21 protein-coding genes are annotated in these 19,533 nt (G+C 32.7%); 18 read left to right on the forward strand and 3 right to left on the reverse strand.

Going from position 1 to position 19,533, the window contains the following annotated elements:
* Positions 1-51 precede the first annotated feature (51 nt).
* The 3 genes from gpG (at position 52) to EKH84_RS10030 (ending at position 5,676) form a co-directional block, all read left to right on the forward strand.
* Positions 52-429 carry a phage tail assembly chaperone G gene (gpG, locus tag EKH84_RS10020; protein ID WP_127066173.1) on the forward strand — a complete coding sequence of 126 codons (378 nt, stop codon included), beginning with the start codon at positions 52-54 and terminating at the stop codon, positions 427-429.
* Between the two features lies 1 nt (position 430).
* Entirely contained in the window at positions 431-5,077 is a 4,647-nt protein-coding gene (locus EKH84_RS10025; protein WP_127066174.1) for a phage tail tape measure protein, read from the forward strand.
* Positions 5,078-5,277: 200 nt separating this feature from the next.
* Positions 5,278-5,676 carry a metal-dependent hydrolase gene (locus EKH84_RS10030; RefSeq protein ID WP_127066175.1) on the forward strand — a complete coding sequence of 133 codons (399 nt, stop codon included), beginning with the start codon at positions 5,278-5,280 and terminating at the stop codon, positions 5,674-5,676.
* Positions 5,677-5,685: 9 nt separating this feature from the next.
* Here the strand turns inward: EKH84_RS10030 and EKH84_RS10035 are convergent, their stop codons facing one another.
* Positions 5,686-5,889: a helix-turn-helix domain-containing protein gene (locus EKH84_RS10035; RefSeq protein WP_190283566.1), complete on the reverse strand. Its 204-nt coding sequence runs from the start codon at positions 5,887-5,889 to the stop codon at positions 5,686-5,688.
* A 132-nt stretch (positions 5,890-6,021) separates the two neighbouring features.
* Here EKH84_RS10035 and EKH84_RS10040 point away from each other — a divergent pair, with 132 nt between their 5' ends.
* The 3 genes from EKH84_RS10040 (at position 6,022) to EKH84_RS10050 (ending at position 8,111) form a co-directional block, all read left to right on the forward strand.
* On the forward strand, positions 6,022-6,213 hold the full coding sequence (locus tag EKH84_RS10040; RefSeq protein WP_127066177.1) for a hypothetical protein: 192 nt from the start codon (positions 6,022-6,024) through the stop codon (positions 6,211-6,213).
* 4 nt (positions 6,214-6,217) lie between these two features.
* Entirely contained in the window at positions 6,218-7,288 is a 1,071-nt protein-coding gene (locus tag EKH84_RS10045) for an FtsK/SpoIIIE domain-containing protein (RefSeq protein ID WP_127066178.1), read from the forward strand.
* Between the two features lie 595 nt (positions 7,289-7,883).
* Positions 7,884-8,111 (forward strand): hypothetical protein, encoded by a 228-nt coding sequence (locus tag EKH84_RS10050; protein WP_127066179.1) that lies wholly within the window; start codon positions 7,884-7,886, stop codon positions 8,109-8,111.
* 348 nt (positions 8,112-8,459) lie between these two features.
* Here EKH84_RS10050 and EKH84_RS10055 read toward each other — a convergent pair whose 3' ends face one another.
* The gene (locus EKH84_RS10055; protein WP_127066180.1) at positions 8,460-8,864 is read right to left on the reverse strand and encodes a hypothetical protein; all 405 of its coding nucleotides are present in this window, start codon (positions 8,862-8,864) and stop codon (positions 8,460-8,462) included.
* 350 nt (positions 8,865-9,214) lie between these two features.
* Between EKH84_RS10055 and EKH84_RS10060 the strand changes: the two genes are divergently transcribed.
* The 6 genes from EKH84_RS10060 to EKH84_RS10080 all read left to right on the forward strand — a co-directional run bounded on the left by EKH84_RS10060 (position 9,215) and on the right by EKH84_RS10080 (position 12,958).
* Complete coding sequence (locus EKH84_RS10060; protein WP_127066181.1) at positions 9,215-10,159, forward strand: copper amine oxidase N-terminal domain-containing protein; 945 nt, start codon at positions 9,215-9,217, stop codon at positions 10,157-10,159.
* A 110-nt stretch (positions 10,160-10,269) separates the two neighbouring features.
* On the forward strand, positions 10,270-10,737 hold the full coding sequence (locus tag EKH84_RS10065) for a GyrI-like domain-containing protein (RefSeq protein WP_013656523.1): 468 nt from the start codon (positions 10,270-10,272) through the stop codon (positions 10,735-10,737).
* Between the two features lie 153 nt (positions 10,738-10,890).
* A complete protein-coding gene (locus tag EKH84_RS10070; protein WP_127066182.1) occupies positions 10,891-11,214 on the forward strand; it encodes a hypothetical protein in 324 nt (107 codons plus the stop codon).
* 37 nt (positions 11,215-11,251) lie between these two features.
* Positions 11,252-11,458, forward strand: coding sequence for a hypothetical protein (locus tag EKH84_RS10075; RefSeq protein ID WP_127066183.1), 207 nt, complete (start codon positions 11,252-11,254; stop codon positions 11,456-11,458).
* Positions 11,459-11,465: 7 nt separating this feature from the next.
* Complete coding sequence (locus tag EKH84_RS22030; protein ID WP_190283567.1) at positions 11,466-11,624, forward strand: hypothetical protein; 159 nt, start codon at positions 11,466-11,468, stop codon at positions 11,622-11,624.
* Between the two features lie 425 nt (positions 11,625-12,049).
* Positions 12,050-12,958 (forward strand): C40 family peptidase, encoded by a 909-nt coding sequence (locus tag EKH84_RS10080; protein WP_190283568.1) that lies wholly within the window; start codon positions 12,050-12,052, stop codon positions 12,956-12,958.
* A gap of 306 nt (positions 12,959-13,264) precedes the next feature.
* Here the strand turns inward: EKH84_RS10080 and pdxR are convergent, their stop codons facing one another.
* A complete protein-coding gene (gene pdxR / locus EKH84_RS10085) occupies positions 13,265-14,704 on the reverse strand; it encodes a MocR-like pyridoxine biosynthesis transcription factor PdxR (RefSeq protein WP_127066185.1) in 1,440 nt (479 codons plus the stop codon).
* A gap of 142 nt (positions 14,705-14,846) precedes the next feature.
* Between pdxR and EKH84_RS10090 the strand changes: the two genes are divergently transcribed.
* From EKH84_RS10090 to EKH84_RS10115, 6 genes are all read left to right on the forward strand, one after another.
* On the forward strand, positions 14,847-15,761 hold the full coding sequence (locus EKH84_RS10090) for a PLP-dependent cysteine synthase family protein (protein ID WP_127066186.1): 915 nt from the start codon (positions 14,847-14,849) through the stop codon (positions 15,759-15,761).
* Between the two features lie 58 nt (positions 15,762-15,819).
* Positions 15,820-16,800, forward strand: a complete 981-nt coding sequence (locus tag EKH84_RS10095) for a serine O-acetyltransferase (protein WP_243118657.1) — start codon at positions 15,820-15,822, stop codon at positions 16,798-16,800.
* A gap of 29 nt (positions 16,801-16,829) precedes the next feature.
* On the forward strand, positions 16,830-17,564 hold the full coding sequence (locus EKH84_RS10100) for an AzlC family ABC transporter permease (protein ID WP_013656532.1): 735 nt from the start codon (positions 16,830-16,832) through the stop codon (positions 17,562-17,564).
* A 47-nt stretch (positions 17,565-17,611) separates the two neighbouring features.
* Positions 17,612-17,923 (forward strand): AzlD domain-containing protein, encoded by a 312-nt coding sequence (locus EKH84_RS10105; RefSeq protein ID WP_127066187.1) that lies wholly within the window; start codon positions 17,612-17,614, stop codon positions 17,921-17,923.
* A 10-nt stretch (positions 17,924-17,933) separates the two neighbouring features.
* Positions 17,934-18,698, forward strand: a complete 765-nt coding sequence (locus EKH84_RS10110; protein ID WP_127066188.1) for an alanyl-tRNA editing protein — start codon at positions 17,934-17,936, stop codon at positions 18,696-18,698.
* Positions 18,699-19,347: 649 nt separating this feature from the next.
* Entirely contained in the window at positions 19,348-19,533 is a 186-nt protein-coding gene (locus EKH84_RS10115) for a hypothetical protein (RefSeq protein WP_127066189.1), read from the forward strand.

Consider the following 19,533-nt stretch of genomic DNA (forward strand, 5'->3'; position numbering starts at 1 on the left):
AATAAAGGCTTAGTGTAATCGCTAAGCCTTAAATAATAGGAGGAATTTGAAATGAATAAACAAGAAGATGAACTATATATAAGTATTACTTTATTTGATAAAGATGAGAGTAAGAGAAAAGAATATAAGACTTCAAATATAAGTGAAAAGAGTTGTAAGCAGGCTTATGAACTGAATGAGAAGATACTTAAAGGTATTTGTAATAAGGATGATCTATTACATGATTTAATTAATTTTATGATGGAGTTCTTCGATAACCAATTTACATATCAAGATGTGGTATTTGGTATTAAGCCAGAAGATTTAAGTAAGGTAATAAGTATTTTGTTTATGATATGTGGAAGCCAGATGGCTTTTGAAGGGCAACAAGAGAAAGCAGAAAGACTATTAGGAGCAGCAACTAATTTATACAACGAGGCGGTGAAATAAGATGGCAACCCAAGACATAGAAGGCTTAGCAGTCAGAGCCACCATGGAAGACTCATCCTTAAAGAATGGGATGAAAGATTTATCTGCTCAATTAAAGGCAGTTAAGAGTGAATTCACACTAGCACAAGCTGGTGTGAAGGGGTTTTCGGATAGCTTAGAAGGTATGAGAGCTAAGTCTGAAAACTTAGGCAAACAAATTAATATACAATCTCAGATTGTAGAGAACTTGAAGAAAGCTTATGAGAGAAGTCAAACAGCAGTAACTAATAATGTTAATAAGCAAAATGAGCTTAAGGAAGCTATGGTAAACAATAGAAGTCAATATGAAGAAGCTATAAGACTTCATGGAGAAGAGTCAGAACAGGCTAAAACCTTAGCAACTGCCTATAAAAAGTTAGAAGAACAGTATACAAGGAATGAAGCCGGTCTAGTTCGTAACAATACAGCTTTAGCCAATGCTCAGACTAGACTTAATCACAGTCAAGCAGCTCTTAGAAATATGGAAAGTGAGCTAAGTGATACAAATCTAGCTATTGCAAGACAATCTAGTGAGTGGCAACAGCTGTCTAATCAACTTAATACGGTTGCTGAACAAGTAAATACAGTAGGAGAAGGGATGGTTAACTTAGGTGAAACTGTTACTAAAAGTGTAACTGTTCCTCTTACTGCATTAGGAGCAGCAGCAATAGCTGCCTTTTCAGAAGTAGACGAAGCTCAAGAAATGATAGTAAAGGCAACAGGTGCAACAGGAGAAACGTTAGACAAAATGAATGATGTATTTTCTAATGTAGCAGGTACTATTGCAGGTGATCTTAACGATATAGGTGGTGCTATAGGTGAAATTAATACACGTTTTAAGTTTACAGATAAAGCACTTGAAGATGCATCTGTAGCATTTATGAAGTTTTCAACTATAACCAACACCGATGTAGTAGAAGGTGTAAGACTTATATCTAGATATATGGGTGATGCAGGCATTGCAAGTGAAGAATATGGCAAAGTATTAGATAGTGTTGCTAAGACATCTCAAGAAACAGGTATAGGTACCAGCAAACTATTAGAAAGCCTTACATCCTACGGAGCACCTATGAGGGCGCTAGGTATGGATATAGAAGAATCTATAGCCTTGTTAGGACAGTGGGAATTATCAGGTGTAAACATGGAAATAGCTATGAGCGGTATGAAAAAGGCTATAGGTACATGGGGGAAAAGTGGAAAGGATGCTACAGAAGAGTTTAAAAAGACAATTGAAGAGATCAAAAACTATAAAACTATAGCAGAAGCAACATCAAAAGCTATAGAAGTATTTGGACAAAAGGCTGGTCCTGACTTAGCAGACGCTATTCAAGGTGGAAGGTTTGAAATAGAATCACTTTTTGAGGTTATTAACAATTCTAAAGGCACTCTAGATGGTACATTTGCCAACATTGCAGATGAACAAGACGAATATCAAATAGCCTTAAATCAATCTAAAATAGCCTTATCTGGACTTGGTGAAGAGATACTTATAAATACAGCGCCTATTGTAAAAGACTTTACATCACTTGTTAAGGATTGTGGAGAGTGGTTCGCAAGCTTAGATGATAATACTAAGCAAGGTATTGTACGTTTTGGATTATTAGCAGCTGCAGTTGGCCCTTTTGCTTTTGTATTAGGTAAGATTATTAGTACTGGTGGTTCGGCAATAAAAGTCATAAGTAACTTAACTGGGAAAATAGCAGGGGAAAACGGACTAAAGGGTGCATTAAAAAGTGCAACATCATTATGCAACCCATATACATTAGCTATAGCTGGAATAAGTGCAGCCTTAGTAACATGGAAGATACAAAGTGACAATGCAAAGCGTGCACAACAAGAACTACATGAAAAGTCATTAGAGCAAGCTAGAAACTATATGGAGACTGCTAGTAAAATAGAAACACTTAAGAAGCAATATGCAGAGATTAACCAATCTATAACGGATGAAAAAGAAAAAAAAGAACAACTAACTGTTATTCAAGAGCAATTAATTAAGTCATATGGGACCGAGTATGAATCAATAGATTTGGTAAACGGAAAGTATGACGAACAACTAAAGAAATTAAACGAAATAGCAGCAATGAAGTATGATGATGCTAAGTTTGTACTAGAACAAGAGGTTACAATTAAGACTACAGCTTTAGAAGATGCCTTAGGTTCAAAAGACTTTCTTGCTAATGAAGACTTTGTGTTTAATGAGCATCAGCTGGATTACAAGGTAGATGCTTGGAATAAAGCAATGAGAGAATTATCTGATAGTGCTAATGAATTTATGACAGTTAATGTTGGGGGTAGTGGTATACAATTAGCGTTTGACAGTAATGAGGTTACTGTAGAAAATGCAGTCAAATATAAGGAAACTTTAAAAGAAGTAATGGAATCATTGAAGAATTATGGAATTGATAGCGGTGAAGCTTATGACATGATATATGCTAAATATAATAAGGTTCTAGAAGCAACAGAAGATGTCACAGAAGCTGAAAGAAACTTGTATGAACTTAGATACAATTATGATTTAAGTAAAGTAGCTGATGATCTAAATATAGACTTATCAAGCACAACCATTGAGCAAACTGAGAAGATTAAGAAGGCATTTTCGGGGATGATTGGGGAGACAGATGTTAAGTATAAAAGTTTTGTAGATTCTATGCTAACAACTCTTCCTAAAGTGGGTAAGGCAATTGATGATAATTTGGACACTGAGGATAGTGCAGAAGAATTTGCACAAGAACTAGAAACCCTATCAACTTCTATTGAAAATACTTCTAAGATAACAGACAGTTTTTCAAGTAATCTTTCAGAGTTGGAAAAAGCTATTGATAAGGTTAAGAATGGTGGAAAGCTTAGCGGCGAAGAGATTGCAGCACTCAAAGATAAATACAGTGACTTGAATGTAAAGATAAATGAAAGCACAGGAGAACGCTACGTTGAATTAAGTGCATTAGAAAAGCTTAGAGTAGAACTTCCTAACTTATCTAAGGCACAAATAGAATCAGAAAAAGCTAGAACAGAAACAACCATTAAGAGTGCAAAAGAAAGAATGAAAGTCTACTTAGAAGAACAAAAGGTACTGCAAGGACTGGTGTCTTACAATACAAATACTGGAAACCTTGATTTTGGTAATATGCCCGATAATGTTAGAGAAAATATTATGGCATCTAACCCAGAAGTTAAAGCACAATACGAAAAGGCCCTTGCTGAAACACAAAAGGTTAAGGACTTAGAAAAGGCATTATCAGAATTTGATAAGGCATTAAATAATATAGATACTATCAGTACAACAAGGGGAAGTAGTGGTTCTAGTGGCAAGGATAAAGATAGTGCTTTAAATAAGGCACTTGAAGCCTTTGAAAAAAGTAGAAAAATAGGTGAAGTAGGCCTTAATGAAGAAATGGCACAGCTTGAAAAGATTAAAGCAGCTTATGCTTCTACTGCTGAAGAAAAGGTAGACATTGAGGAATACATGTACAACAACTACCTTGACATCATGGAGAGAAAGAGAAGTCTAGGACAACTTTCTTATAATGACGAGATTAAAATGTATGAAGAAGCCTTAAATAAGTATACCTTTACAGAATATCAAAAAGCCGAAATCTCCTCTAAACTATTAGATACTAAAATTGAGAAATCTAAAGAATGGGTTGAACAAGAAAAGTATTACAATAGACTGTCTTTGGATGAAGAGAAAAAGGCTTATGAACGTATTGCAGAGTACTCTAAGCAATCTGCAGAATACAAGAAAGAAATGGCCAAAGAAATCTATAGAGTAGAAAAAGAATTAACTGAACAGCAAGAAGAACTTGAAAAGAAAAAGCAAGAAGCTGTTAAAAAGACAGTAGAATCTAATATTAAGGCTAAAGAAGAGGAGTACAACAAGACTATTGCCATGATTGATGATGAATGCAATAGGAAAGTTGAAGCTTACCAGGCTCAAATTGATGCTTTACAGGAGCAATACGATGAGGAAGAAGAGTTACAAAAGCAAAAAGAGTATGATGAAAAAATAGCTGACTTAGAAGAACGTATGAAGAATGCTAGGACTCAAGAGGAATTTGAAAAACTAGCTGAGGAACTTAACGATACACAGCAAGCTAAAAGAGATTACACAAGACAGCAACAGCTTAAGAGTGATAAAGAATTGCTTCAAGATAAAATAGATCAGGCTAAGAATGAAGCTGATATTGCTAAAAGTATCGAAAAGGAAAAACTAGATGCTTACAAAGAGACTCAAAATAAGATGTTAGAAGAATCTACAAGGATAGAAACTAGTATTACTGAAACACTGAAACAACAGCTAGCAGAAAGAGAAAATGCTTTTCTAAACAGTATAAAGGTACAGTTAGCAGCCGCCAATACTTTGAGAAGTGCATTTAGTAGTTTAGGTTTAGGTGGTGCAGGAGGATTTACTAGTGGAATAAGTGGAATGACTTTAGCAGCGGCTTCGAATAAGCTTCAAAGTGCATCTAGCAATAACTATAATACATCTTCTTATAGTACGAATAATACTACTAATGCAAATATGCAGGTTACTAATATTATTAAGAATTCTAATGACATAGATGCTATGATAAGTCAATTCTCAACATATATTAAGAAATTAAATCGTTCAAAAGGGATAGTTCAAAGATAGCAATATAATAGCATAAATACTAAACAAACCATGTAAATTACATTTATCGTGTAGTCTACATGGTTTTTATTTTTCCTTGCTGTCTACATATGACTTTCTATGAAGTAATTAGCCACCGACATTTTAAAACTTGCATAATTTCTTTTCTATAAATATAATAATTATTTTATACATACACTACCACAAAGGAGCGTGAGGTCATGGATGGAAAGACTCACTTAGCAGCAGGCATAATAACAGGAGTGGGTGTGGTGTACCTAGAAAATAAATTAGGATTTGAGATTAGTCCTTCAAACTTATTGTTTATAGTAGGATGTGCAGCAGGATCATTACTACCCGATATAGACATAGATAATAGCATGTTGGGTAGGTTTATTCCTGGTTGGTTATTTTGGGAACACAGAACAGTCACTCATTCTATTTTCTTTATGGTGGTACTAGGACTAATAGGGTTACTATTTAAAATGGACATAGGGCTTATTATAGGACTTGTAGTGGGTGCTGCAACTCACTTAATATTAGATGGAATTACACCTATGGGATTACCATACTTACTATTTCCGTTTGTAGTAAAAAAGACATATAGGAAAGAACCTTAGCATGAAAAACTAAGGTTCTTTTTTTAATTCACAAATGTCATTTAAGGTTAGATTAAAGTGTAGACATAGTTTTTCAAGTACTTGCATTTTTACATACTCATTATCACGTAATTTACTTATGGTTGGCCAACTTATACCTATTATTTCATGTATGTAAGACTTATCTATATTATTATCTAAGCACCAATGCCAAAACTTATTATAGCTTATCATTTGCAACATCTCCTTAAATGGTTATAAATACAAAATACCATTTACTGTAAAATAAATCAAACTGTTTAAGCATACTCTAAGAAAACTAAGCATATGCTTAAGTATAATCAAGATTGGCAAGGAGGAGCATTCATGGCAACGATGACCAAGAATATAAGCGTTACTAATGCAAAGGTTAGAACAGCCTTAATAGAGAGTATAAATGCAAGTGAACTTGTTGAGGTGGCAGTACTATACTTTCTAGGAGAAATAAGCAAAGAGTATATAGATAACTATAAGGACCTTCAGGAGATAACTATAAAGCTAGAAAAGGCGAGGGGGTAGGCTTATGCTTGAATTATTGAGTCTGTTTGGAATTACCACAGGGCAATTCATATTTGGAGCAACAGCTATTGGAGGAAGCATTGCAGCAAAAATAGCGGTTGATATGGACACCGCCAAGAAAGAAAGGGAAGATAGGGCAGTTACCAAGGCATATGATGAAATGATCCAAAAGAAAAAGCAGATAGAAGTGTCGTTGTTTAATGAGGATAAGCAGAAGGTAAATGAGGAAATAAAAAAGAACTATGAGCAAATGCAAGTTGACAGGAAACAACGAGAACTTAAAGAATATAAGCTCATAGAAGATACATGCGAAACTAAATATCCTTATAAGGGCATAAAGCCTAACTCTATGGATGAATTACTTATAGGGCATGATGTTAATGGTGAGCCTATTTGGGGCAAGGCAACTAATTATATAGTGGCAGGAACCACAGGAGCAGGCAAGACAAGGAAAATGTATCCTATTGTTTTAAATTACTTAGCAGCTCAGCAAGGAACATTGTACATAGGAGATTTAAAGGGAACTGACTTCTTTATGTTTAAGAATAAGAAGAATGTTGTTAAGTATGTAAGCGATTTAGAGAATGCACCGGAGGTAATAAAAGCATTTGAGAGCGAGTATGAGGCACGTAAGGTGCTATTTAATCAAGGGGGGTATATTAACCTAGATGACTATAATAAACGTTCTGACAGTAAACTACGTTTGTTCATGCTAGTAATAGACGAATATGCAGACATAGCAGACACATTCCACGATAGAATAGGAAGGCCTTTAGGGTGCTACGCTGATCTAGTAAGGCTAGCTAGAAAAGTTAGATCATTTGGTGGACGTATTATTTTAGGTACTCAAAGACCTGATGTAACCGTAATATGTGGCCAACTAAAAAACAACTGTGCAGTTATAGGTTTACAATGCGTAAATACCATATCTAGTAATGTAATGATAGGGAATGAAGGGTGTGAGAGGCTGATACCTACTGAGGCACTCACTGTAATGAATGGGAAGCTTGTGAAGGTGTTTAGTTACAATATAACGGATGAAAAGCTAAATGAGTGTATTAGTAAACTTAGATAAAGATTGTAGTAATAACTACCAAAGATAAGCCTAAATAGGTTAAAATGGTTCTATTTTGAAAAATAAAATCATACCTTTACCGTATCACAGGTAGAAGCTAAAGTCCGGTAACGTAAGTGATAGGTCAACTACTAGGTGGTGATACGATAAAGGATATGGGGAGATATTATGCTTTTATAAACTATAAAAAAGCGCAGCTTTTTAAAGTGATTTAAAGCTATAGATTAATCCAAGTACTTTAAATGTATATACATACTAACGTTAACAATCAAATTTATATAAATTCAAAGGAGTACTAAGATGCTTAAGAACAACAGCACATAGACACATAAGCAATAACGTACTATTAGATGTACATAGCATTGCTATGAATTCACTAGAGAGGAGCAGCACAATGATACTAAAGGGATTTCTTTTTACAAGCATACTATTTAGATTAATTAAAACTATACTAAATTAGGAAGAGGTACCACCATGGATAATGACTTTGTAGAAGAGTATATATGTCATTTAGAGCAGCTATTAGAAAGTTATATACTCTATATCCAAGAGCTAGAAAGGTATGTACCAAGAAATATACTGAGGAGAAACTAACATGATAATTGAAAAATTTGAAGCACCACAACCAAGAAGATACTTTAAGTTCTTAGAGAAGCTAGACTATATTCAAGCTAAAAATCAATACCGTGCATGTTGTTGGGAAATTAGAAGATGCGAGGATCTAATGCATGTGGCTAAGAATGATGACATGATAAAAACCTTAAGGAAGAATTTAAACTACCTTAAGGCTCAAAGAAAATTAATGTTGGATTATTTAATGTAATCTAACTGGCATACCTCTTATACAGGTATGCCTTTATTATTTCCTGCTTTAAATATTAATATACATGAAAAACGTAGATTTGTTTGCATTATTAGACATGAATTGCTTTTAGAAATATGCAGACTTGTTTAGTGCGATTTTTATGTATTGTAGAGAATACGTAGGATAAAGTGTAAAACTCAAAAATAAGGTATTTATGCATTTCTCATTTTAGTAGATTTTGTAGAGTTTCTTATAAAGGTATTTTATTGAATCTTAAATACTTATACATAAAGACAGCTTCCTATGAAATTGTTTTATCATAGAAAGCTACCAATAAATGTAATTTACACACTTGTTATAATACTATTAACTATTAAACCCTTGACATTCCCATTGTGTTATATAACCATTAGAAAAACTTTCGCGTCCACAACTATTACACCAGTATCTTATACGTGTACCTTTAGTTTGCTCAAAATCATAACCAAATTGATAATGTGCACATTTTTTTGAAGTTCCCGTATAAGACCATTTGCTATCTACATATACGATTTCGCTCTGTTCCCTTCCGCCACATATACATGGTTGATATCTTGCGTTAGGGTTTTGTTGAGCTTTAAACTCCTCATGCTCAGCCAAGGTATATCCACAATCACAAATGATTTCCCCATTTTCAAAAGTGAAATTTGTGTCTGCACTTGATGCGAATAGAGTAGTCACTAATGATGCCACTAATAAAGTTGATAGCAAAACCTTTTTAATTATTTTCATTTTAATTTCCCCTTTTTATAGTATGTAAATTACATCCTAATTATGACATGTTTTGTTGTAAAATAAAGTATTTTATTAAAATTTTTATTTTTGATAAAATTATGTTATTTTGGTTAATATACTATTTGTAAATAAAGCTTTGGATTAGTCCTTGGTGTATCTTTTGCGACTAAAAAGTAGTTTCTATAGAGGCTATAAATTAGTATGTAGCTCATTTTTTATGTCCCAAATGCGAATTTGTTTATCAAGAGTTTAAAGTCATATAAATGTAATAGAGTCGTAATGGATATATTAGATTAATAGATATAAGATTAAGATGATAGATATTCTTGATAAAGGGGAGAAGCAAGATGCTAAAAAAGCGACGGGGAATAATACTGATTTGTCTAATAATAATGACCAATACTATACTAGGGTGCTATATATATGTAGAGCCAGAGATGCTAGTTAAACGCTCTGATATGATTGTACTTGCTCAAATAGTGGAAGAAACAGGAATGACACACAAAAGTGAAACATTTGACAGGAGAGGTACAGAATCAGGATTTACAGCAGATACCCAGTGGAAGATAAAGGTTTACGATATTTTAAAGAATAGAACGGATAGAGAGATAATAAAAGGAGAAATGACAATAGTAACACCAGGTGCTAGAGAAGCAACAACACATATAAGCACAGATTATAGACTTGGAGAAATAGGGACATATACTTTATTATTTTTGACAGAATGTATGAATGGAGATAAAGAAATATACTATATGCCAATTACACCTCAAGGAATAGTTACACTTAAAGAAGTTTATCCAAATGATATAACTAAAACATTACAAATCAACAATCTAAAAGATAAGCCCGAAAAAGATACTTATTACGTTAAGTGTTTTAAAGAAATAGAAAAATGGATTACTAGAATAGAAAATAATGATTCAGTCTATATTTTAGAGGACAGTGTAAGGGGAAAATATGATTTAGAAGGCTTGATTAGAAAAAATCATACTTATTTTAGTTTAAAGGATTTAGGAGAAGTGCTAGGAGTCAAAGTTGAATGGATAGAAAAGAAACGTTTGATAGAGATAAATGGATTAGACAAAAAAACTATTTCTCTGGTATTAGGAAGTACAACAGCAAAAATAGATGGAACAGAAGTAACCATTGAATTAGCTCCTATTTTTGAAAATGGTAAGGCCTACTTGCCTGTAAGGATACTGGTTCAGTTACTAGGAGGAGATATTAGTTATATAAAACAGAATAATGATCATATCTATAAGATTAGTTCAACAAATAAACTTGAATAAAAGAATAGTTTTTTAAGTAGGACCAGGTGAAAACTTGGTTCTGTTTTTGTATAATAGAGAAAATAGTTATTTTATAGAATTATAAATTTGAATTTGAAAGGAGTTCAAAAATGGCAAATTTAGAAGTAAACGTGGAATATATAGAGCAACAGACGATATACGGACTATGGCAGAAATCAAACGATAAAACAATTTCTAAAGACATAAAATCTCTTTCCCAAAAATACCATATGGCGGTTTCAGTACCAGAGGGAGAGGTACTTCCCTATTTTGTTCTATCCAGAAACTACGATGAACAAAGTAACAATTTTGAAATGTTTATAGGCAGTACTTTTGATAAAGACGGCTTGGAAACCTTTATACTCCCTGCCAGTGAGTATGCTAAAATTACAGTAAAGCCTAAACTGGGCTTTTTGTGGGGTGCTTCCATTGGAGAAGCAAAACGATATTTTTACACAAAATGGTTACCTAAAAATTCTTATGAAGCTTTGAATATGGAATATGAATATCACACAGAAAAAAGCACTGGAAATCAGCCAACGATTGATATTATTTTTGCTATTCAAAGAAAGTCCTAAATTCCAGTTTATCGTAATAAATAGCTATTAAATTAGCAATTAAAAAGATAGTTCGTTAAGGCTAGATTTCTCTAGCCTTGTTTTTATGGATAAAATGATATAGTAAAGTCAATAATTAAAAAATATAAATTTAAAAGGACGATAGGAGATAATATGGGAATTGTAGAAACATTTTTTGATGATTTAAGGAAGAATATCAATGAGACACTTAGAGATACTATAAAAGAACTCATACAGCAGGAAATAACAGATAAGTGGCTTAGCAAAAAGCAACTCGCTGAGTATTGGGGTGTGAGTCCTAGATGGATAGAAAATCGTTTAGATGAAATACCCCATTCAGAGACATTACCTTGGAGGTTTAAAAAGTCGCTTGCTGACCAATGGAGAATGGGAGAACTTAAACGACTAGAAGTTGAGAAGATGAATAAAGTAAGTATCAAAAATTATAAAAGTGATAATTTTAGAGTGGGACAGTGATGTAACTACAGGGACAAAAGTCAAGGAGGTCGAGAATGTGGCCAAAAAGAAATTTGATGTAAATGCTTGGACTATAGAAAGATATATAAATGATATTCCAGACGAGGAATACACAGAAGAAGAAAGAGAAATATTATTTGAGCAGATGCTAATAAATGCAGTTCATGCAATAGGGTTGCGATTTGAGAGAGAAGATGAGGAATTTCTAGAGGAATTAGAAAGGTATAAAATAAAAAACAAGTAGGTGATTTATGAAGCATATTATAACCGTTAACGGAAAACTAATTGAAGAAATAACTCTTGAGGAACGGATTAGATTAGATAGAAAGATTATAGAGTCAGCTAAAAAATACTATGGACTAATCATACCATTTGATGAAATAGAATATAAGCAGAATAATGATAAATAATTGTAAGAGTGTATAACAAAATGTTAAAGGAGCTACAACCGTAGTTTGATAAAAATTTTGGGACAAATTTGGGACAAATAAGTAATGAAAAACGAATAAAATACACTATAAATCATTATAGTGAAATGTTAAAAAGTACGGTTTATCAATACTTTGCATAGTATGATGAACCGTACTCTATTTAGAAGCGATATAGCAAAATAAAAGGAATAGGTTTGAGCCTTACAATTACTTGATTTTCAAGAGTTGTGAGGCTTTTTATTTTGAATCAATTATTAGGAGGGTTTAATTAATAGCGCTATGTAGTTTTTACAGAAATACTCTTACAGAAATTGACATTTGTTTTAAAAAGATGTACAATGTCTGTAACAAAATGTAATAAATTGTTAATATATACAACTTATGGTACGAAAATGGAGGTTTTTATGTGGAATAGAAAGAAAATAACATTGATATTAGGAGCTAGCATGATGATGCTTCCTCAGTTTGCATTTGGTAAAACAGTAGGTACTGTTAATGCAAATGTTCTTAATGTGAGATCAAATCCTACAGCAACCTCATCTATTGTTAAGAAGGTTTATGCTAAAGAGTCAGTACAGATTGTTGATTTGGTAGGAACAAGTGATGTATGGTATAAAGTCGATATTCAAGGTACAAAAGCTTATATTAAAAGAGAATACCTAACACTCACAAAAGCTGATGGGACTGTTAAAGCAACAAGTTTAAATATAAGGAGCTATCCGGATACTCAAAAGTCAAAAATTATTGGAAGTTTGAAAAGCGGAACTAATGTTGAAGTTTTATATAAAGTTAATGACTTTTATAAGATTATGGTTAATGGCAGTGCCGGGTTTGTGTCGAGTCAATATATAGACTGTAAGTATGGAGCTTATATTAGTACCCAGCCACTCAGTAATGTTGGAGAGATTCCTGTATGGACAGGTGGCACAACAACCACTAATAGTTCAAAAGGTGAAAAAGTGGTTGATACAGCCATGAAGTATTTAGGAAACCCTTATGTATATGGTGGGAGTAGTCTAACAAATGGGACAGATTGCTCTGGTTTTACACAAAGTGTTATGAAAATTCATGGAGTAACGATTCCAAGGACCTCAATTGATCAAAGCAAAGTAGGAGCATTGATTGCTAAAGCAAACCTTCAAAAAGGAGATTTGTTATTCTTTGGAAGCAGTGCATCAGCCATTAGTCATTGTGGCATTTATATAGGAGATGGTAAGATGATTCATGCAAGTACACCATCAACAGGGATTATTATTTCAGGTGCCTATACATCTGGCAGTTTACCGCTTCAAGTGATTAGAAGAGTAATATAAAATATAAAAATGGAAATATTAAAATTTGGTGGTTTTTCTAAACTATGTGTCATAAAATGACTTTAGAATAAGTATAAAATAATAGGTCTCTCAAGATATTGCTAGTTAATGTCTTGAGAGATTTTTGCGTTAGTAATAAAATAGTACGTATTTTAAGTAATTGTAGTTAGTTAAGATGAGTTTTAGATATTGCAGTATTAAGAGGTCCGCATGAAAGACATCGAAGTGTTATTATAGACAAATTCATTAGATAAAAAATCAACCTGTAAGTTAAAAGAATACTACAAGTTGATTTAAACGGTGGCGTTAGCCATTATTGTTGCTATCAATCTGATTGTACCAAACAATAAGATTCTCTTTTAAAAGTGTAATACCTTTTTGAATCATTTCACAGGAAAGGTGGCTGTAGCCTAAAATAATACTGTTTTTTGGGTAATCTTTTCTTAGAGAGTGAATCCAAATAGGATAAATAGCAACACCGTTTTGATAAAGAAATTTTATTAGAGGCTCTGTAAATTCTACATGTTTAAACATAGCTATTAAATGTAACCCTGTTGATTCTCCTTGAATTGTTACGGAATTATCGAAGGTACTTAGTAGTGATTCAATAAGTGTATTATGGCGCTTAAAATATAACTTGCGCATTTTAAGTATGTGTTTGTTAAGGTACATATTATCTATAAATTTAGAAAGAAGCAGTTGATTAAGGGTGTTGGTGAAATAGTCACTTCTTTTTTTATATTCGCAAATGCAATCAACCAATTCATAAGGAAGAATCATGTAGCCTATACGAAGAGAAGGCGAGAGAATTTTACTAAAAGTACCTACATAAATGACACGATTAGGAGCCAAATCATATAAAGCAGAAACAGGAGATCCTAAATAATGGAATTCACTGTCATAGTCATCTTCTATAATATAGCAATTTTTTTCTTCAGCATATCTAATTAATTCAATTCTACGTTGAATAGAAAGTAGACCACCTAATGGGTATTGATGTGAAGGTGTCACAAATATAAATGAAGGATTAATATTTTCAGGAAGAAAAGCAGTAAGAATACCTTGTTCATCTACTGGAACACTATAATGATTGATGCAAGTGGTTTCAAAGGTTTTTCTGATTTCATAATGCAAAGGATCTTCAATGATATAGGAGGTATCTTGAGTCAGTAGAAGTTTAGATAGAAGAGAGAAGCTTTGAATGGACCCACTGGTAATAATAATTTGTGAGGGATCACAAATTAGGCCACGTGTTCGCTGGAGGTAGGTACAAATAGAGGTGCGTAATTCAGGAGTTCCTTGAGGCGTACCATAATCAAAGCAATTAGGCGATGTCTCTAAAGCAAGTTGAGATTCTAAAGTATACCATTTTTTTAGGGGGAACAAGTCTAGTGCAGGAATGCCTGAACGAAAATCTATGGTTTTTTCATTAGAAATAGAATTTTTTGAAAGTAGAGAAGATGAAAAGTTTTGAGAAGGAGTGGTTAGGGTGTTGTCTAATAAGATGCCTTCTGCAACAAAAGTACCAATAGAAGGTTTACTAATAATGTATCCTTCTAACAATAGTAAATTGTATGCCTCTAAAATCACATTTCGAGAAATATGTAAGAAGATAGCTAATTCTCTAGAGGAAGGTAGTTTATCACCTGATTTTAATTGACCATTTAATATTTTACTTCGTAATTGCTGATAAACTTGTCTAATTAGGGGAAGTTTTTTTGTTTTATCTATTTCTATCCAAATCATAGTTAGTATCCTTTCGTAAAAAGTTGGTTTATTCAACGTGGTACTAGAAAAAAAGTAAAATTGTGGTACTAAAATTAAATTTTAGTATATGTTATATTATATTAGAAAATTTGAAAAAATAAACTATACTAAGGGGAATTTTATGGAAAAAGAGTTTAGAAATACTGTTATAGACTATGTAGGAAACACGCCATTGATTCAATTAAGAAGAGTGGTGTCAGAAGATATGGCTGATGTGTATGTGAAATTAGAAGAATTTAATGCAGGGGGTAGCGTAAAAAGTAGGGTTGCAATTCAGATGATTAGAGAAGCCCAAGAAAAAGGGGTGTTAGTTCCTAACTCTAGGCAGACAATTATAGAGCCAACAGGTGGAAACACAGGAATAGGATTGGCTATGGCTGCGAGCATATTAGGTTATAATTTAATATTAGTTATTCCTGATAATTATAGTAAGGAAAAGATTAGGATGTTAGAAGCATATGGTGCGAAGGTATATTTATCAGATAGTAGTACAGGAAATGATTCACATATTAGATTAGTTAATGAAATATTAAATGAACATCCAGAGTATATATGGCTAGATCAGTTAAGTAATATGGGGAATGTAGAGGCACACTATAGGGGAACGGGAAAGGAAATTGTTAGTGCATTGGAACAAATAGATTGTTTTGTTGCAGGAATGGGAAGTAGTGGAACTATAAGTGGTGTTGGAAAAGCTATTAGGGAGAAGTTTAGTAATGCAAATATAGTAGTAGTACAGCCTAAAGGATGTCAATCTTTAGAAGGTAATTCAGTTCCTCATAAAATCCAGGGTCTTTCAATAGGAATGATACCACCTATTCTTCAAGGCGAGGTTATTGATAATGCCATTGATATAACTTATGAAGAGGCTAATGGAATGATGAAACAATTGGCATGTAAAGAAGGCTTACTTGTGGGGATTTCAGCAGGTGCTAATATTTGTATAGCATTAAAGTTTGCAAAAGAATTAGGAAGGGGAAAAGTAGTAGTTACAGTTGCACCGGATAGTGGGAGAAGTTATTTAGAACATTATTAATAGGAAATAAGTAGTTTATTGATGGGCACGATATAGGAATCAAAGGGGAAATAGACGAATGGACAAAAAAATTTATAAAATAATAAAAAAGCAAATAGAAAATTTATTTTATTTATATCTACCGAAAGAAGAATGGGATGATATCGGGATGATTACTGATATTAAAAAGCAAGTTATAGATGAAATATGTGTGCGTGTAGGAGATGATTTAATAGCACTAAGAGAAAAAGACCCTGCAGCAAATGAATTGGAGTATGTCTTTAATTCATATTTGAGTTTTAGAGCAGTTGTATATTATAGAATGGCTAATGCGATTTACTATGAAAAGACACTAGAAGAAATTAAGCGTAGACAAATCTCACGTTTAATTTCTGAAGAAGCTAAAGTAAAGACTCATGTAGAAATTCATCCCGCAGCTCAGATTGGAAAGAGATTTGTAATTGATCATGGTGTAGGTAGTGTGATTGGAGAAACTGCAATTATAGGAGATAACTGTTATTTGTTGCAAGGTGTAATTATTGGTTCTAGAAGGATAGCTAATAATAAGCCGGGGAAAAGACATCCTACAATAGGTAATAATGTTCAGATAGGTGGAGGTGCAAGAATATTAGGGCCTATAAATATTGGAGACGATGTCGTCATTAATCCTAATTGTGTTGTAACGACGAATATTCCTTCTCAGACTGTAGTCTCTATTTCTAATCAGATGCAAATTATGTATAACAAGGATAGGGAAAAGGTCTTAATTTATGGAGTAATACCTAAAAGTAACGATAAAATAGAAATACATGGGAGAAATTTAACTAAACCAAGGGTTTATTTGGTTGATGAAAATAATAGTATAATATTAGGTGTTCAGCTTGAGGTGACTACTATTGAAGATAGTGTAATATGCTTAACAATTAAATTTACTGAAGAAAAAAAGAGTCCAGAATGCAAGAAAATGAATATACGAATTGATTTTGAGGATGATTTTCAAATAATTATTATAGAGGCAGTGGCATTAGGAAGAGAGGGTTATAAAGAACAGATAGGATGATATTAAATATTAAAAGAGAGAGGTTTGCCATGAAGAAGTTAAATCAAAATAAGCAAATGTTTATATGGGGACTAAAAAAAGGCATACCTATATTAATAGGTTTTATACCTATATCAATTGCATTTTCGGTAATTGCTGTTCAAACAGGATTATCTAAGCTTGAATGCATTGTCATGTCAATAATGTTGTTAGCAGGAGCTAGTCAATTAATGGCAGTGAATATGTTATCTGTCGGTGCTGGAAGTTTAGAAATTATAATTGCTACATTAATTATTAATATTAGGCATTTAATTATGAGTACTTACATAATGAATCGATTAAAAAATGTACCTATATGGTTGCAATGGATATTGGCATTTGGCGTAACAGATGAAACCTTTGGAATTATGTCTATGGAAGAAGATAGCCATTGTAATCAATACTTTTTTGGTGGATTAGCATTAATAACATATGTTTCTTGGATTGGTGGAACCATATTGGGGACAGTTATCATAGATATTATTCCAACAAGTATTTGTTCAAGTATGTCTATTGCACTATATGCTATGTTCATTGGTTTGATTATGCCAAGTATTCATGAAGATTTTAAAGTTTTATATGTAGTACTTATCAGCATCTGTATCAATATATTATTAGGAATAATTATGAAGTCTAGCTGGGCAATTGTTTGTTCGACTATACTAGGTGGTGTTATAGGTGCCGAAATATTACGTGATACTAATGAAGAAGGGAAATACACTATGAGCAAAATCGACAAGGAATAAAAGGGATTTTACATAAATTAAAATTTGCTTCAAATGGAGGGAACTCAATGGATATACAAATAGTTTTTATAATAATAGGAATGTCTTTAGTAACATATATTCCAAGAGTACTGCCTGTAATGATATTAGATAAAATGCATATATCTCAGAAGTTAGAAGGTATTTTAAAAGCTATACCCTATGCAGCATTAGGATCTTTGATATTTCCAAGCATTTTATCAGTAAATACAAATTATCCTATAATAGGTATAGTAGGTGGATGTGTAGCAGTCATACTTTCTTATGCTAAGCTAAATATAACATATACTATTTGCGGAACAGTAGCGGTAACTATTTTAATACAGTTATTTTTTATTTAAGGAGATATTAATGATAAAAACAGAAAAAATATATTATGATGATTTGTATTTAACAACATGTATTGCTACAGTAGTAGAAGTTAGTGAAATGGGTATTGTATGTGACCAAACGGTAGCTTTTCCAGAAGGAGGAGGACAACAGGCAGATAAAGGATGTTTTTTAATAGAAGATAATTTTAAGCAAAGCTTAAAAATTCTTTTTTTAAATGTAAAAAAAGGAGTAGGAGATGTTTTCTTGGAGCAAGACTTTCCAACTATATCTGTTAATACTCCTATTTATCATTATATAGAGGTTGAATATCTAAGATATTTTAAAGTAGGAATGAAAGTGAAGATTTGTATAGATGTAGAAAGGCGAGCTAGATTAACTATTTCACATACAGCTATTCACCTTGTGCTAATGGCAATTGATAGAGTAAGGAAAGGAATAATAACGTATGTTAAAGGGGCAGATATTAGGGAAGATTTAGCTAGGCTGGATTTTTTTATACATGATAAATTAAATGATGATGAGATAATGAAAATTACAGAATGTGTAAATGAACTTATTTTAAACGACTACAAAATAGAAACATATGCTCATGTTAAGCAAAAAGAAGCTGTTTACTGGAAATGCTTAGATTATGTATGTGCATGTGGAGGAACACACTTACCTTCTACCAAATATATTGGTAATGTGCGTATCACTAAGAAAAGTAAAGGAAAAAATCTACAAAGAATTACAATAGAATTCCCTAATCATGTGTTACCAATGGAATTATATCATAAAGATTAAGAAGGTTAAATTTTTATTAGGGATTCCACTTTTAGGGTACATATAATAGGTGTAAAAACATAACAAACAACTGCCATGGTATAATCACCACAGTATCAAATTGATGAACTGACCGGGCTTGGACTAAGGCTCAATCTGCCTTGCAGGTACCTCTAGCTCTAAGGAAAATGTTCGCTTGTACGCTGCAAGGGAGGCACCACTTATAAGTTGTCAAAAAACGTTTTTATAAAGTTTACAATTAAATAAAGTTTTAAACCAGAGTCTTAAAGTCTTAGTTTCCTAACATAAGGGTGCACCGGCTAAGACTTTTAAGAGCTCCTCACTCTTCGTTGAAACTTTTATAACTTATGCTATCAGGCCTTTAAAGTGCAAGGTGTACTGAGGAGCTATGACTATGCCCTTTTTTGGCAATAGCATAAGTAAGAAAAAGTGAATAATGAAGTGCTGGAGCATAAAAAGAGCCAAATGACAAATGTTGTTTGGCTCTTTTTGCATGCTAAAGTCAGATTGCCACACTAATAGCATTAAAAAATAATTTATGACAAATTCGTAATGAAAATAGTAAGTGGATTGTTATAAAGAATTGTTAATCTAGATATATAGCAAGTTTATAAAAATTTAACTGAGCGTATCAAAGGGAGAATGAGCGATGAAAAAGAAAAATGTATTAGTAATCTTTGGTGGGATGTCAAATGAATATGAAGTATCTTTAAAGTCAGCTGCAGCAGCGATAGAAAATATGGATTTAAGCAAATATAACTTAATGATGTTAGGCATTACACAAGAAGGAAAATGGTTAAGGTTTTTTTGTGATGCTCTGGAGTATAGTCAATAG

Source organism: Cellulosilyticum sp. WCF-2, assembly GCF_003990395.1.
GTDB classification, from domain to species: Bacteria; Bacillota; Clostridia; order Lachnospirales; family Cellulosilyticaceae; genus Cellulosilyticum; species Cellulosilyticum lentocellum.

Excerpts from the sequence above, each read along its gene's own strand:
- gpG (WP_127066173.1), top strand. The coding sequence starts at position 52 with ATGAATAAACAAGAAGATGAACTATATATAAGTATTACTTTATTTGAT.
- EKH84_RS10025 (WP_127066174.1), top strand. The coding sequence starts at position 431 with ATGGCAACCCAAGACATAGAAGGCTTAGCAGTCAGAGCCACCATGGAA.
- EKH84_RS10030 (WP_127066175.1), top strand. The coding sequence starts at position 5,278 with ATGGATGGAAAGACTCACTTAGCAGCAGGCATAATAACAGGAGTGGGT.
- EKH84_RS10035 (WP_190283566.1), bottom strand. The coding sequence starts at position 5,889 with ATGATAAGCTATAATAAGTTTTGGCATTGGTGCTTAGATAATAATATA.
- EKH84_RS10040 (WP_127066177.1), top strand. The coding sequence starts at position 6,022 with ATGGCAACGATGACCAAGAATATAAGCGTTACTAATGCAAAGGTTAGA.
- EKH84_RS10045 (WP_127066178.1), top strand. The coding sequence starts at position 6,218 with ATGCTTGAATTATTGAGTCTGTTTGGAATTACCACAGGGCAATTCATA.
- EKH84_RS10050 (WP_127066179.1), top strand. The coding sequence starts at position 7,884 with ATGATAATTGAAAAATTTGAAGCACCACAACCAAGAAGATACTTTAAG.
- EKH84_RS10055 (WP_127066180.1), bottom strand. The coding sequence starts at position 8,864 with ATGAAAATAATTAAAAAGGTTTTGCTATCAACTTTATTAGTGGCATCA.
- EKH84_RS10060 (WP_127066181.1), top strand. The coding sequence starts at position 9,215 with ATGCTAAAAAAGCGACGGGGAATAATACTGATTTGTCTAATAATAATG.
- EKH84_RS10065 (WP_013656523.1), top strand. The coding sequence starts at position 10,270 with ATGGCAAATTTAGAAGTAAACGTGGAATATATAGAGCAACAGACGATA.
- EKH84_RS10070 (WP_127066182.1), top strand. The coding sequence starts at position 10,891 with ATGGGAATTGTAGAAACATTTTTTGATGATTTAAGGAAGAATATCAAT.
- EKH84_RS22030 (WP_190283567.1), top strand. The coding sequence starts at position 11,466 with ATGAAGCATATTATAACCGTTAACGGAAAACTAATTGAAGAAATAACT.
- EKH84_RS10080 (WP_190283568.1), top strand. The coding sequence starts at position 12,050 with ATGTGGAATAGAAAGAAAATAACATTGATATTAGGAGCTAGCATGATG.
- pdxR (WP_127066185.1), bottom strand. The coding sequence starts at position 14,704 with ATGATTTGGATAGAAATAGATAAAACAAAAAAACTTCCCCTAATTAGA.
- EKH84_RS10090 (WP_127066186.1), top strand. The coding sequence starts at position 14,847 with ATGGAAAAAGAGTTTAGAAATACTGTTATAGACTATGTAGGAAACACG.
- EKH84_RS10095 (WP_243118657.1), top strand. The coding sequence starts at position 15,820 with ATGGACAAAAAAATTTATAAAATAATAAAAAAGCAAATAGAAAATTTA.
- EKH84_RS10100 (WP_013656532.1), top strand. The coding sequence starts at position 16,830 with ATGAAGAAGTTAAATCAAAATAAGCAAATGTTTATATGGGGACTAAAA.
- EKH84_RS10105 (WP_127066187.1), top strand. The coding sequence starts at position 17,612 with ATGGATATACAAATAGTTTTTATAATAATAGGAATGTCTTTAGTAACA.
- EKH84_RS10110 (WP_127066188.1), top strand. The coding sequence starts at position 17,934 with ATGATAAAAACAGAAAAAATATATTATGATGATTTGTATTTAACAACA.
- EKH84_RS10115 (WP_127066189.1), top strand. The coding sequence starts at position 19,348 with ATGAAAAAGAAAAATGTATTAGTAATCTTTGGTGGGATGTCAAATGAA.